This window comes from Paenibacillus phytorum, from assembly GCF_013141715.1.
Taxonomy (GTDB): Bacteria; Bacillota; Bacilli; order Paenibacillales; family NBRC-103111; genus Paenibacillus_E; species Paenibacillus_E phytorum.
Genome location: NZ_WHOA01000069.1, coordinates 14951 through 29806, shown reverse-complemented (window position 1 = coordinate 29806; position 14856 = coordinate 14951). Strand labels below are relative to the sequence as shown.

11 protein-coding genes are annotated in these 14856 nt (G+C 47.1%); all 11 read left to right on the top strand.

Features of this window, described 5'->3' with window-relative positions; genetic code table 11:
• The 11 genes from nuoL (at position 1) to GC098_RS08560 (ending at position 14853) form a co-directional block, all read left to right on the top strand.
• Positions 1–1932 carry an NADH-quinone oxidoreductase subunit L gene (nuoL, locus tag GC098_RS08610; protein ID WP_171642828.1) on the top strand — a complete coding sequence of 644 codons (1932 nt, stop codon included), beginning with the start codon at positions 1–3 and terminating at the stop codon, positions 1930–1932.
• The gene (locus GC098_RS08605; protein WP_171642827.1) at positions 1922–3544 is read left to right on the top strand and encodes a complex I subunit 4 family protein; all 1623 of its coding nucleotides are present in this window, start codon (positions 1922–1924) and stop codon (positions 3542–3544) included. The genes nuoL and GC098_RS08605 overlap by 11 nt, the downstream gene beginning before the upstream one ends.
• Before the next feature lie 4 nt (positions 3545–3548).
• On the top strand, positions 3549–5060 hold the full coding sequence (locus GC098_RS08600) for an NADH-quinone oxidoreductase subunit N (RefSeq protein ID WP_171642826.1): 1512 nt from the start codon (positions 3549–3551) through the stop codon (positions 5058–5060).
• A 352-nt stretch (positions 5061–5412) separates the two neighbouring features.
• Positions 5413–7905 carry a S8 family peptidase gene (locus GC098_RS08595; RefSeq protein ID WP_246358512.1) on the top strand — a complete coding sequence of 831 codons (2493 nt, stop codon included), beginning with the start codon at positions 5413–5415 and terminating at the stop codon, positions 7903–7905.
• Between the two features lie 19 nt (positions 7906–7924).
• Entirely contained in the window at positions 7925–8185 is a 261-nt protein-coding gene (locus GC098_RS08590; RefSeq protein WP_246321231.1) for a DUF1146 family protein, read from the top strand.
• Positions 8186–8383: 198 nt separating this feature from the next.
• Positions 8384–9703: a UDP-N-acetylglucosamine 1-carboxyvinyltransferase gene (gene murA / locus GC098_RS08585; protein WP_171642824.1), complete on the top strand. Its 1320-nt coding sequence runs from the start codon at positions 8384–8386 to the stop codon at positions 9701–9703.
• 629 nt (positions 9704–10332) lie between these two features.
• Positions 10333–11385, top strand: coding sequence for a stage II sporulation protein D (gene spoIID, locus GC098_RS08580; protein ID WP_246358511.1), 1053 nt, complete (start codon positions 10333–10335; stop codon positions 11383–11385).
• A gap of 82 nt (positions 11386–11467) precedes the next feature.
• Positions 11468–12205, top strand: a complete 738-nt coding sequence (locus GC098_RS08575) for a M23 family metallopeptidase (protein ID WP_171642823.1) — start codon at positions 11468–11470, stop codon at positions 12203–12205.
• A 269-nt stretch (positions 12206–12474) separates the two neighbouring features.
• Positions 12475–12765 (top strand): sporulation transcriptional regulator SpoIIID, encoded by a 291-nt coding sequence (gene spoIIID / locus GC098_RS08570; RefSeq protein WP_047682268.1) that lies wholly within the window; start codon positions 12475–12477, stop codon positions 12763–12765.
• 167 nt (positions 12766–12932) lie between these two features.
• Positions 12933–13931 carry a rod shape-determining protein gene (locus GC098_RS08565; protein ID WP_029195639.1) on the top strand — a complete coding sequence of 333 codons (999 nt, stop codon included), beginning with the start codon at positions 12933–12935 and terminating at the stop codon, positions 13929–13931.
• Between the two features lie 28 nt (positions 13932–13959).
• On the top strand, positions 13960–14853 hold the full coding sequence (locus tag GC098_RS08560; protein WP_171642822.1) for a flagellar hook-basal body protein: 894 nt from the start codon (positions 13960–13962) through the stop codon (positions 14851–14853).
• The last annotated feature ends 3 nt before the right edge of the window (positions 14854–14856 follow it).

Here is a 14856-nt window from a genome sequence, read left to right as displayed (position 1 = left end):
ATGGTATCGGACTATTCACAGTACGCCTGGCTCATTCCGTTGTTTCCGCTGCTTGCTTTTCTAGCGCTTACGGCTATGGGACGTCAATTAAAAGATATAGGTATTTACATCAGTATTTTCGCGATGCTGGCATCATTTATCGTGGCTTTGCTGATTTTCGTTGAACGAATTGGCGGTAAAGTGGAAGATTACACGTGGAATAAGCTGCATTGGCTGCAAGTTGGCGATTTCACGCTGAATATGGGCTTTGAGGTTAACAATCTGAACGCCTTGATGCTCGTGATTGTAACACTGGTGTCTTTGCTGGTGAATATTTATTCCAAAGGTTATATGAAAGGCGACGAGCGAATTCATGTGTTTTTTGGCTACATCGCTTTGTTCTCCTTCTCCATGCTTGGCCTTGTGATCTCAGAAAATATGCTGGAGCTGTACATCTTCTGGGAGCTTGTAGGGGTATGTTCCTTCCTGCTCGTCGGATTCTGGTACTTCAAGCCAGAGGCGAAGGCTGCTGCGAAAAAGGCATTCATCGTTACCCGCATAGGGGACGTGGGCCTGTTTATTGCCATTCTGCTGCTGTTCTGGTATATGCCAGGGCATGCACTTGATTTCACATCTATTCATAATGCTTTTACTACGGGCAAAATCGACCCAACGATCATCACATGGATTGCTATTCTGATCTTCATCGGGGCGATGGGTAAGTCTGGTCAATTTCCGCTGCATACGTGGCTGCCAGATGCCATGGAAGGTCCAACGCCGATCAGTGCGCTAATCCACGCTGCAACGATGGTTGCTGCTGGGGTGTATCTCGTTGCGCGTACCTTTGATATTTTCCACGCATCACCGGATGCTTTGCTTGTTGTAGCTTATGTGGGTGGTTTCACAGCGATCTTTGCGGCAACGATTGGTATTGCTCAGAACGATATCAAACGCATTCTCGCCTACTCGACCGTGAGTCAACTCGGCTATATGATGATGGCGCTCGGGATTGGTGTTTCCTACACGTCTGGTATGTTCCATTTGTTCACGCACGCCTTCTTCAAAGCGCTGCTCTTCTTGGGCGCAGGCAGTGTGATTCACGCTGTACATACGCAAGACATTAACGAAATGGGCGGTTTATCCCGCAAAATGAAAATCACGACCTGGACATTCGCGATAGGCACGCTGGCACTGTCAGGTATTTTCCCATTCGCGGGGTTCTGGTCGAAGGATATGATCCTGACGGAAGCATACGAGCATAACCAGCTCTTGTTCTGGGTCGGTGTCATTGCTGCCTTCTTCACAGCGTTCTATATGTCGCGTCTTTTCTTCCTCGTGTTTATGGGATCACCTAGAGGCAAGGCAAAGACTACTGATGACCTTCACGATGATCATGGTCATGCAGCGCATATCGCTCATGAACCCCATGAATCTCCGGCAACAATGACCACGCCACTGATTATTCTTGCTGTGCTTGCTGTTGTTGCGGGCTTTGTGAATACACCGTTTAACGAATGGCTCAGTCAGTGGTTGACAGGACATGATCATGATGAGAAAGCCAATTGGACCGTCATTATTTTGTCCACACTAGCTGGTGTGCTTGGTATTGGTCTCGGTTACTTGATCTACCTCAAACGTACGCTTCCTCGCGATGTGGTTTCCAGTAAAATGCCGTGGCTGTATACACTGCTGAATCGTAAATATTTCATTGATGAAATTTATGAAGGTGTCATTGTAAAACCGCTTCGCGGTTTAGGCTGGATACTCGAACTGTTTGATGTGTATATCGTTGACGGTATTGTGCGTTTGGTCGCCTTTACTGTGGTCGGACTAGGGCGATTAGGCTCTCGTCTCCAAAATGGTCAACTACAAACCTATGGTGTCATCATGATTTTGGGGATGCTGATTCTGGTACTCGCCATCGCAGGAAGGAGGTTCATCCATGCTGGCTAGTATACCAATCCTAAGTATGATCGCCTTCTCGCCGCTGCTTGGCGTTCTGGTTTTGCTCTTCATCCGTGGTGATCAAGGCCGTTTGATTAAAACAATTGGTATTATCACGACACTGATCCCGCTTATTTTGGCGGCGTGGTTGTATAGTGACTACAATTATCAGGGTGATCCAATTCAATACAAAGAACAGCTGGACTGGATCAAAGTTCCGCTTAACCATGAGGGAATTCAGCAAATCACTTCGTATTTCTTCGAGTTTAAGTATTCGTTGGCGGTTGACGGCATCTCCTTGCCGCTTGTGTTTCTAACCGCACTTGTATCGTCAATGGCTGCTTTAGCTTCGGTGTATATTAAGAAACGCTGGAAAACGTACTACATTCTTTTCTTGTTGCTCGAAACCGGCATGTTCGGCGTTTTCTTATCACAGGATCTTTTCTTGTTCTTCTTGTTCTTCGAAATTACGCTCGTACCGATGTTCTTCTTGATTGGTATTTGGGGGTATATGAATCGGGAGCAAGCTGCCAATCGCTTCCTGCTTTACAATGGACTTGGCTCGGCTATCATGTTGATCGCGTTCTTAATTCTCGTCAGTACGGCTGGATTCAACCAGGTGCCTTCGCAGACAGAAGCTGTCATTTTCTACAGCGGTGACATCCATACGATTGCACATAATTTGCTGCAAGATCCCGCCGCTTATGTCAATCAAGAAGGAACGCCGTTCTTCCTTAGTCCGACCATGAAGTGGACCGTGTTCATTATGCTGCTGGTCGCCTTCGGCATTAAGCTGCCGATCTTCCCGTTCCATACATGGATGCTCAAAGTACATACAGAGGCTCCGCCTGCTGTTGTTATGATTCACTCGGGGATTTTGCTGAAAATGGGGGCCTACGGCCTCATACGATTCGGCATTCTGTTCTTCCCGGGGGAAGCTAAGCAGTGGGCCTGGATGCTGGCGCTCCTCGGCGTCATCAACATCGTGTACGGCGCGATTCTCGCCATGGTACAAAAGGACTTCAAGCTCGTGCTGGCCTACTCGAGTATTAGCCACATGGGCATCGTCCTGCTCGGTCTCGCCGCGTTCAACGTATCGGGCCTGCAGGGCGCCGTGTTCCAACTGATCTCACACGGCCTCATCTCGGCCCTGATGTTCTTACTCGTAGGCAGCATCTACGAGCGGACCCAAACGACGCAGCTCGACCAATTAGGTGGTCTCGCGTCGTCCATACCTTTCATCAGCGGCATTCTGCTGGTCGCTGGTATGGCATCGCTCGGATTGCCGGGCTTATCCGGCTTCATCAGTGAATTCCTTGCGTTTCTCGGACTCTTCGAAACGCACCGAGTGTACGCGATTGTCGGTACACTTGGGATCATTTTTACCGCGGTTTACGTGCTGCGCGGGGTTCTGAACATCACGTTCGGCCCTAAACAGCCGAACCTACAGCTGCAAGGCATGCGCGACGCCAGATTAATCGAGGCCGTGCCGATGATTACATTGGTGGCGTTCATTCTCTTGCTCGGTGTATACCCAAGCGTGCTGAGTCAGCCGCTTCAGCAAACGATAGGCAGCTTGGATCAATTGATCCACAGCGTAGCCGGGAAGATAGGAGGTTAGACCGGTGGAACAGATAAGACTCCATGTTGCTGATTTAGTGCATCTGCTCCCTGAGCTTTCGCTGGTTGCCACCGCGATCATCCTATCTCTCTTGGATTTGGTCCTCCCAAACAGACTTAGTCGTTCAATAATTGGATGGCTGACGTTGGTTGGCATCGCTATTTCTGCGATATTCGTTGTTTTGCAGTTGAATCCAGAAGAGGCTATTGGGCTGCTCAATAATAGCTACAGAGTGGATGATTTCTCGAATCTGCTCAAATTGTTTACTTTATTAGGTACTGGCTTCGTTGTCTTGATGAGCTTAGGCTTCATCAAAGAAGATGCCATCCCACATGTTGGGGAGTATTACTACTTCTATCTGCCCGCAGCGCTCGGCGCCATGATTATGTCATCCTCGGGTGACCTTATCACGCTGTACGTTGGGTTGGAGCTGTTGAGTATTACTTCGTACTTGCTCGTAGCTATGAAGAAGAAAGATAACAAATCTAACGAGGGTGCCTTCAAGTATTTGGTCATGGGCGGTATTTCATCCGCGATCATCTTGTATGGCATGTCCTTCCTATACGGGATGGTCGGTTCCAGCAATTTGTCCCAAATTGGTGCTGCTCTTCCATCACTCGTAACTGCTTACGAGCCGCTGCTTTATGTAGCATTCTTCATGCTGCTAGCTGGCTTCGGCTTCAAAATCGCCGCTGCCCCATTCCACAGCTGGGCACCGGATGTGTACCAAGGCGCACCGACGCCTGTGACGGCATTTTTGGCTGTCGTGTCCAAGGGCGCCGGCTTCGCCATCCTATTCCGCGTATTCTACGTGTTGTTTGGATTTAGCAGCTTTGAAGACAGCAGCTTTCAATCGGATGTGTTCCTGGCCATATCGGTGATGGCTGCCATCGCGATGGTAACCGGTAATTTTATTGCGCTGAAGCAAACGAATATGAAAAGGCTTTTGGCCTACTCAGGAATTGCCAATGCAGGTTACTTACTCGTTCCGATCGGAACTTACTTTTCCGGTACCCATTACGCGAACTTCTCTGAATTTATTTTCTACTTGATCGCGTACTTGTTTATGAACATCGGGGCTTTCGCTGTGCTGATGATTATTGAGCAGGCAGAAGGCCATACCGAGGCGAAAGGTTTCGCTGGTCTCTATTACAGGGCCCCAATAACAGCCGTAGCTATGGTACTCATCGTGCTTTCATTGGCCGGTATTCCTTTGTCTGGCGGGTTTTTCGGGAAGCTCTACATCATCCTGGGAACGATGCAGACCCAGCACTATTGGCTAGGGTCACTTATGATCGCTACCAGCGTGGTATCCTTTTACTACTATTTCGGTATCGTACGCCAAATGTTTATGCGCAGCGATTACGAGCCTGCCGAGATTAAGGTGTCGATTCCGTTAGGGATAACGGTTTGGTCATGTGCCCTCATCAGCGTGGCGTTGGGTGTTGTTCCACACCTTGTGCTGAAAGGCATCGAAGCCATTTTCTCCTTGACGAAGGATTTTCTGATTATGTAAATTTATGAATAAGCCTTTCCCTGCGTAAGTGCGGGGGAAGGCTTTTTTGTGTTGGTTTACGCGTTCGGCTGATTCCAGATGAATAAGTCATTTATCGCTTTTACAGCAAATTATTCCAAAGGCTTCACGGCCTGTCATTTCGATGTACAATATACAGGAGAATGATTGACTGCCATCCCATACATACATGCAAAAATATTTGCTCAAGTTCTGAACTTTTTGCGACGAAAAACCGTTATATATATCGAGAAGACGAGTAATGTGGTATAGATAGAGAAGGAAAAAAGATCATACAACAAAAAGGACTTGTGATTTCATGAAATGTACTCGACACCTTTGGCTCATTGTACTAATGATGCTTGTTGTGGGACTTACAGGGATGATAACGAAAGTAGAAGCAGCCTACCCGGTATCAACGGATCCTATGAGGGTGAAACAAACCTATTTGGACATGATCCACATCGATCAAGCATGGGCTGCGGCTGGAGATTCCCGGACACCCATTGTCGTAGCGGTCGTCGATACGGGCGTTGATCTTGCACATCCTGATTTAGTAGGTAGTTTGGTTGATGGTGTGAATCTGCTTCAGCCTTCGAAAAAGCCTCAAGATGATAATGGACATGGAACGAACGTAGCAGGTATCATTGCGGCCACGTTCAATAACGATAAAGGGATTGCAGGCATAGCTCCTAATGCCAAAATTATGCCAATCAAAGCATTGGAGGCCGACGGTACAGGCGGCGAAGCAAAGCTTGGCGAAGGCATTAAGTACGCAGTGGATCACGGCGCGAAAATCGTAGTGCTTTCCCTAGGCCTAAACAAATATTCCGATTACATGGAAGGCATTGTGCAGTATGCAGAGGAGCATAATGTACTGCTCGTTGCCGCTGTTGGTAATGAAAGTACAAGTGTGAAATACCCTGCGGCATATCCAACTGTTCTAGCTGTAGGGGGCGTTAACTCGGAAAGGCTTGCTGACCCTCGTTCGAACTTTGGGCCGGAGCTGGATCTTGTGGCGCCTTGGGATGTATACACAACAGCACTAGGTGGCGGCTATCAGTACCAAGATGGAAGTTCCATGTCTGCACCCCAGGTTGCTGCAGCTGCAGCTTTGGTATGGGGCAAATACCCGAGTATGAACGTGTATCAAGTTCGTGCACAGCTCGAGCAGACGGCAGAAGACTTGGCGTCAGGGGGATGGGATTCCAGAACGGGCTATGGGTTGTTAAGAGTGGATTTGGCACTGACGAAGCCGTACAGTGAGGATTACTTTGAGCCTAATGAAAATATGAATCAGGCTGCCATATTGCCGGTTCATACGGCTGTTAAAGCTGTACTTAGTTCGGCGCAAGACCAAGATTGGTACGCCATTGATGCGAACTATGATGGGTTTATTAAATTATGGCTGAATAGCGCAGACAGCTCGGGTGTCCGAGTTCGTTTCGACTCTGGAGAAACGTTTATTGCGAATAGTACATCGGACGGAAGTCAGCCTTTCATGGTTTCTGTGACCAAAGGACGCACGTATGTACAGCTGCAGACGGTGGATCGCTCCCGCAAGACGGCGTTAAATTACTCGATGCGGACGGATTTTGCTATCTATAAGGATCCATTTGAGGATAATGATAAGCAGTATAAAGCATTCGTTTTACCTGATCGGAGTCAATCTATCCGAGGTACTTTTCATCAAAAAGGAGATCTGGATTGGTTTGCAATATCCCTAAAAGACTCAGGCACAATGCGAATCAGGCTATCCGTAGATACAGGACGCATAGATCCGATGATCCTTTTTCAGAAGGAAGGGGAGAAGTCGATTACGATCGACCAAGCCGGAGATGGAGGCATTGAGGTCAGCTCCCAAATGGATCTGCTCCCAGGTCAGTATTACATTCGTGTCAGCAATATGAAGGATTACTCAGAACCGATTACGGGTGAGTATACGTTAGAAATTGAATACACGCCGAAGCTGATCGATCCGAATGAGCCGAATGATAAATCGTACCAAGCTACTTTTGCTGCGATGAATTCCGTGTATGAGGGTGTATTTAACAAAAGTGATGATGTGGATTGGTTCGAATTCCGCATGAGCAAAGACGGTCTCGCCCAAGTGAGGTTAACGAACATACCGACATCACGAATTTTATATGCGACGCTATATGATAGTTCTTTGAAGGAACAAGGCTTATATCGAAATGATTATGGTACGGATCAATTCTTTATCGAGAAAACCCTGCCTGCAGGCACCTATTATATCAAGCTTCAAGCCAACCAATGGTTTATGAGTCAAATGTATCGGTTAAAAGTTGGCAGCTACGCGCTGGTGAGCGGATTTGCTGATATTGATGGACACTGGGCAAAGGATGCCATTAGCCAACTTACGGAGCAAGGTGTGATTAGTGGTTACGGAAACTACCGTTTTGCTCCCAATCAACCTATTACACGTGCGGAGGCAGCAACGGTATTGACGCGAGCTTTGAAGCTGTCTAAACGTCAGGGGCTGCGTTTCAGCGATATGGATGCTTCGCATTGGGCTTACGATTACGTAGCTAAAGCGGTTCAAGCAAATATTGTGGACGGTTACCCGGATGGAACATTCGGGCCTGATCGTACGCTTACACGTATGGAGATGACACAGATGCTTGCCCGCAGCATGAATATGACAGGGAAAAAACGGGGCAACTCCCCTTTTAGCGATGTGAATGATACGTATTGGGGTGTGGGGATCCTGAAACAAATGTCGGCGGATGGTTGGATAAGCGGCTATTCGGATGGCACCTTCCGGCCTGATGAGCAAGCAACACGAGCTGAATTCGTAACACTGCTCGCTAAAGTAATGAATCGGTAAAACCGAAGAGGAGTGACTTATGGCAGATACAGACAAATGGAATGAAGCGGCGAAATATGCTTCGATGATGAATATGGTGGATATTGCTGTCTACATCATGTGTATTGGCCTATCGTGGTGGGCGCTGCAAGCGTTCCGCTTCGATGTCCTGCTCAAAAGGCCTAAAGCTGCTCAAGCGATTATGCTACAAATTTTGCTTTCTATTGCCCTCGGACACTTGGTTGCCAGTTTTTTTATCCAGTATTTAGGACTTTCTATGGGCTTCGGTAAGATGTTTTAATCACATTTTTCGAATAATGCGCAAGTTTGTTGTCAACAATGGATAATAGAACGGATCGAAAAATGAAACCTTCTCCGAACTCTATGTAGGTCAGTCGGAATACCAAAAGAACACAGTTGTAACTGCATGGGTTGAAATGATAAACTTAAGAAATGTGCAAAACCTTGTAATTTAAAATAAGTGCGCGGAGGGACCATGATGAGCAAAATTATCGTCCGCGGTGGCCGAAAGTTAGCTGGCAATGTGAAAATCAACGGAGCAAAGAATGCGGTTCTACCGATTATTGCAGCTTCCATTCTGGGTTCGGAAGGTGAAAGCGTCATCCATGATGCGCCTCCCCTTGACGATGTACTAGTCATTAATAAAGTATTGCAAAGCTTAGGTATTGAAGTGGAATATGACCGTCAGGTTATTCGTGTTCGTGCTCATAACATTAACACATGTGAAGCATCTTATGATCTAGTCCGTAAAATGAGAGCCTCTTTCCTCGTGATGGGTCCTTTGTTAGCAAGGCTTGGTCAAGCGAGAATTTCGCTCCCAGGCGGCTGTGCGATTGGCACAAGGCCAATTGATCAGCATCTCAAAGGCTTTGAAGCGATGGGTGCCGATATTGAACTGGGTCAAGGGTATATCGAAGCAAAAGTGAAAGGGCGCCTGAAGGGTGCCAAAATTTATCTCGATGTAGCCAGTGTAGGCGCAACCGAGAACATTATGATGGCAGCTACGCTCGCTGAGGGCACAACCATCATTGAGAATGCTGCTAAAGAGCCGGAAATTGTCGATTTGGCGAATTACTTGAATGCCATGGGCGCGACGATTCGCGGGGCAGGAACAGGTGTTATTCGCATAGAAGGCGTAGAGAAACTTCGTGGTGTTGTACATACGGTTATTCCGGATCGCGTAGAAGCGGGTACATATATGATTGCCGCAGCTATTACTGGTAGTGAACTGTATATGGAGGGCGCCATTGGTGACCATCTCCGACCTGTAATTTCTAAAATGCAGGAAATGGGCGTTATCATCGAAGAAGATGAGAACGGTATTCGTGTCTGCGCTTCGGGGCCGCTTCGTGCGGTTGATGTGAAGACGCTGCCGTATCCGGGCTTCCCAACCGATATGCAGTCGCAAATGATGGCGCTGCTGATGGTGGCGGACGGCACGAGCCTCGTAACCGAGACTGTGTTCGAGAATCGGTTCATGCATGTCGAGGAGTTCTCGAACATGAATGCTCATATCAAAGTCGATGGCCGTACAGCTATCGTGAGCGGCAATGCCAAGCTGCAGGGCGCGAAAGTATGCGCAACAGACCTGCGGGCAGGGGCAGCCCTCATTCTAGCGGCGTTAGCTGCAGAAGGTGAAACCGAGATTACAGGCGTTCACCATATAGATCGCGGGTATGTCGATATTACTGACGTACTGCGTGAGTTAGGTGCCGATATTCACAGATCGGTTCCGCAAGAAGTGGAGCAGGAAGCTGCGGAGTTGGGTTTTTTCAACATCCAGCCGACGCTTGCTTAGGATTGTGTTTGAAGAACCATTGGGGGTTACCCCGATGGTTCTTTTTTGTTGTCCGTCCTTATGCCCCCTCGTTTTGTGAGAGTAAGTGCGAAAAAAAGATGCATTTAGTGCATCAAAAATATGCTTTGTATGCCATTTGGAGGTAATTACCTGCAAAATGTGCAGCAAATATTACCTCAAAGGATTCAATAGGAGCATTTCGGGTGCATTTAATGTAGGAAATACAGGTAATTCATAAAAATAGGGTTGCTGAGTCTAATTTAACTGCATGTTTTACAACTAATGTAACTTGAACAGTTCCTTAAGAGTGCTGCGGTTAGATGAAGATGACTGGTAGTCGGCTAAATCATAGTACATGCATTTTTATTCTTGCTAGTGGCGGTTTGATCTGTCATGGGAGCTTGTGCATTAATGTGATGAAGTACAACGATGCTTACCAGCATTCCGTAATAATGGAAAAGCAGTGGCTGCACAGTTACAAGCAACAGTTGAGGTTCCCCGGATGCTCTAGCATACACAATCTCACGAGATTTTTAACAGATAGTCCATTGTTCTATTCTAGCAATCCCTCTCATAAGCTAAGTCATATCAACTACCTACTAGTAAACGCGCTTATGGAGGCTGCTTAGATGATGTTGAAGAAGAAACGCGTGATTAACCACAGGGTCATCCTTTGGATGGCTGTTTGCTTATCTTCCATGCTATGTGTGACTATTATCGTTCCAGGTTTGCTAGTTAAAAAGATTCCGGATAGCGGCGCGCCACCTCCCATCCAAATTGCGAAAAACGGATTGACCGAGGAAACAATCACCGAACAAGGCCTAATGATTCCCGTGTATCTGACCAAGAAAGCGACGATTGAGACGGTGCCGCTGGAACAGTATGTGAAAGGTGTGCTCGCCGCCGAAATGCCGGTCGAATTCGAACTGGAGGCGCTCAAAGCGCAGGCTATGGCGGCTAGGACTTATGTCGTGCGTAGAGTGCTAGAGAAGGATTATAGCAATATGCCGGTTAGCGATGCACTTGTGACAGACACAACTGCGCATCAAGCTTATATCACGGAACAAGAGCTAAGAGACAGATGGGACAAGCGTTACGAAACGAATATGGCCAAAATCGATAGAGCCGTGAATGAAACCAAAGATCTAATCCTCACTTATGAGCATAAACCTATCAACGCCACCTTTTTCTCGACAAGTAATGGATACACCGAAAACTCGGAAGATTACTGGCCATTCAAGAGTCCCTACCTGCGCAGTGTGCCAAGCCCCTGGGATATAAAGCTATCTTCTCGCTATCAAGAAACCGTTGATCTTAGTTACAAGAGTATGCTTCAGAAACTAGGCGTTACGAGTATAGCAACAACAGGTACAAGCACCAAAAATATGAAAGTACTAGCGTGGTCGACCGGTCACCGGATTAAAACTATAACCATTGGAGGCAAAATATTTTCAGGTCGTGAAGTACGAGAGAAGCTAGGACTAGCATCCTCTCAATTTACGTGGAAATGGTCAGGCTCCAAAATCACGATTACCACCTACGGATATGGCCACGGTGTTGGCTTAAGTCAATGGGGCGCCAATGGTATGGCGAAGGAAGGTAAAACCGCGGAGCAAATCGTAACCTACTATTACACAGGTATCTCTATCGAAAAAGCGACACCTTTTATCCAAAAATCGTAATCCTTTAACGTTTCTATAAAAATATCTTTCTTCAAGTATAAAACCTTTAAATGTGTCAAGAATGGTTGATGAGGTGATAACCATGAATGATCAAAACAAAGGTTTTCAAAAAGAAGAAGCTCCTAAAACTGCACAAGGAGCGCAAAGTACGACATCCACATGGAAGAGGTTGCTTGCTAAGAAGTGGGTATTCCCAGCAACGTATATGGCAGCAGCAGCAATTATCTTAACCTTAATGTGGGTGTACCAGGACGCCGGGACGAAGACAGTCAGCCAAGAAGATCTGGGCATTAAGGTTAGCAGCAGTGACAAAGCGACAGACTCTACCAAAGCACCGGACGGGGCGGTCGCGGTCAACGCACAAACCGAAACGATACAGTGGCCTGTTAAAGACAGAACATTGGTCGATGTCTCCATCCCTTTCTATGACACGAATGCAACGAATGAAGTGAAGCAGACGGCAATGATCCAATATAACGATCAATTGACGCCGCATACTGCTATTGACTTGAAAGCCAAAGATGGCGCAGCCTTCGAAGTATTAGCTGCTCTGAGTGGCAAGGTGACTGCGGTTGAACAGAATCCGGTTGTTGGCAGTCTCGTCGAAATTACACACAGCAATGGTTTGATCAGTGTTTACCAAAGCTTGTCTGAGGTGAAAGTTGCCAAAGGCGCTGAAGTGAAAAAAGGCGACATCATCGCGAAAGCGGGCCGCAACGAGTTCGAGAAAGAGGATGGCGTGCATCTGCACTTTGAAGTCCGCCAAGTTAGTGATAATGCAGCGGTTAATCCAGAAACGCTTTTAAACGCTAAGCAGTAATCAGTTTCCACGTATAGGCTACCGCCTACATAAAATAAGGGCAGCGGGTACATCCTGCTGCTTTTTTGCATGGATACAAGGAGTTGTTTTTACTTTGCTTCGTTTCACTTTTACCAAAAATGCTTGTCCGAAGGACGCCAGAATCGATTATTCTTGATTATTTTGAAAATAAATATGGGAAATGGGCTTGTCAGGCTTGGCTACGTAGAATATCTAGTCATGCCCCTCATATACTTTACCAAACTATCTCGAGTAGGGAGGCGAGGGGAGTGCACGATTACATCAAAGAGCGAACCATTAAGATTGGTACCTGTATCGTCGAGACCAAGAATACGGTTCGCACCATTGCTAAGGAATTCGGCGTTTCCAAAAGCACGGTGCACAAGGATTTGACGGAAAGACTACCGGAAATCAACCCGGACCTGGCCAATCAGGTGAAGCACATTCTGGAGTATCATAAGTCCATCAGGCACCTTAGAGGAGGAGAAGCGACGAAAATTAAGTACCGAAAAACTCGAAATCCGAAGCTTTCCGAAAACCTGGTCACGGTCAAGTCCTAAAAGTATCCTTCATCCCGAAAGGTTTCCTTCATACTTCCCGTGTCGAAATTTCACGCAAAAAGAGGAATTAATGCATTTATAGCGAATTTAGCTTATAATTAGAACTATATATAAGAGCGCCGATTCTTCACGGGATGGACGGTAGGTTTAGGGAGGATTAACTAGAAATGTTAAGCAAGGATATTGGAATAGATCTCGGCACGGCGAATGTGCTTATTCATGTAAAAGGACGCGGTGTTGTGCTCGATGAGCCTTCCGTAGTAGCGATTGAAAGCGATACGAAACGCGTGCTGGCTGTAGGAGAAGAAGCTTTCCGCATGGTGGGTAGAACTCCAGGCAACATTATCGCGATTCGTCCATTGAAAGATGGCGTTATTGCGGACTTTGATATTACGGAAATGATGTTGAAGCATTTTATCGCGAAAGTAGGGGGCAAGAATTGGTATTCTCATCCGAGAATACTGATCTGCGCCCCTACCAACATCACCTCGGTTGAGCAGAAGGCGATCCGCGAAGCAGCTGAGCGCAGCGGTGCCCGAGAAGTATTCATGGAAGAAGAACCGAAGGCAGCAGCAATTGGTGCCGGTATGGACATCTTCCAACCTAGCGGCAATATGGTTGTAGATATCGGCGGAGGGACGACGGATGTAGCCGTGTTATCCATGGGTGACATCGTCACCTCCTCCTCCATTAAGATTGCAGGCGACAAATTCGATATTGCCATCACGAAATATATCAAAAATAAGTACAAGCTGCTGATTGGTGAGCGGACAAGCGAAGATATTAAGCTGAAAATCGGAACGGTATATCCACACGGTAGAGATCAAGAGATGGATATTCGCGGTAGAGATATGGTATCCGGTTTACCACTTACGATCACGATTCACTCCAGTGAAGTTCAGGAAGCACTGTGGGATCCAGTATCCTCCATCGTGACTGCGGCGAAGAGTGTATTGGAGCGAACACCTCCAGAGCTATCGGCAGACATTATTGACCGTGGCGTTATTTTGACAGGTGGCGGAGCTTTGCTGCATGGGCTTGATCAACTACTGGCAGACGAACTGAAAGTACCAGTATTAATTGCGGAAGATCCGATGTCCTGTGTCGTTAAAGGAACGGGCATTATGCTCGATAACTTAGATAAGGTTACCAAACGTAAATTTTAATTAGACATACAACCCAAGAGGTGAAGAGATGTTAAGAGGACTGTATACCGCGGCGGCAGGCATGATCTCCGAGCAGCGCAGACACGACACTATTACGAATAATATTGCCAACATTAATTCTCCAGGATTTAAACAAGGCAATGCTTTGTCTCGATCGTTCCCGGAGATGCTGATATCGACGATTCGCGGTGGACAAGGTGCCTCGGCAGCTCCCCTTGGGAAGATGAGTTTAGGCGTATTCTCCGAGGAGAGTATCTCCATTCATGCACAGGGTGATTTGCAGGAAACGCAAAACCCTTTTGATTTTGCCCTTGTTTCGAGAATACAAGTGCCTGGTATGAACTTTGATGCTTCAGGTAAGTTCGTGAATGCGGACGGAGAACGAACGTTTCAGCCGCAGGCACTGTTTACGGTTTTGAACGCTGAAGGTGAGCAGCGGTATTCCTTGAACGGGAAGTTCACCGTTGATACTGCAGGCCAGCTAGTTAATGCCAACGGGAACCTTGTGCTAGGCCGAGATGGACAACCCCTGTTGTTGGTTGATGGAGCGGGTCAACCGATTCACTCCTTCAAGGTGACAGACAAGGGTGAGTTCCTTGATGGGAATGGTCTTCCCCTTCTGGGGCCGACTGGCCAACCCGTAGGATTGATGCTCTCGCGTGCAGAGAATCCGAATCTATTGCTGCGTGAAGGTAACGGGCTGCTGCGCATTAATCCAGGTGATGAAGCGACTGTAACGCAGGTTGCTGCAGGTGATCAAGTAGAGGTTCGTCAAGGCTTCATAGAACGCTCTAATGTGGATTCCGCGCAATCGATGGTCGATATGATGTCAGCGCTTCGCGCTTATGAAGCAAACCAAAAAGTCATCCAATCTTATGATAAAAGTATGGAAAAAGCCGCGAATGAAGTTGGGCGCGTCTAATCT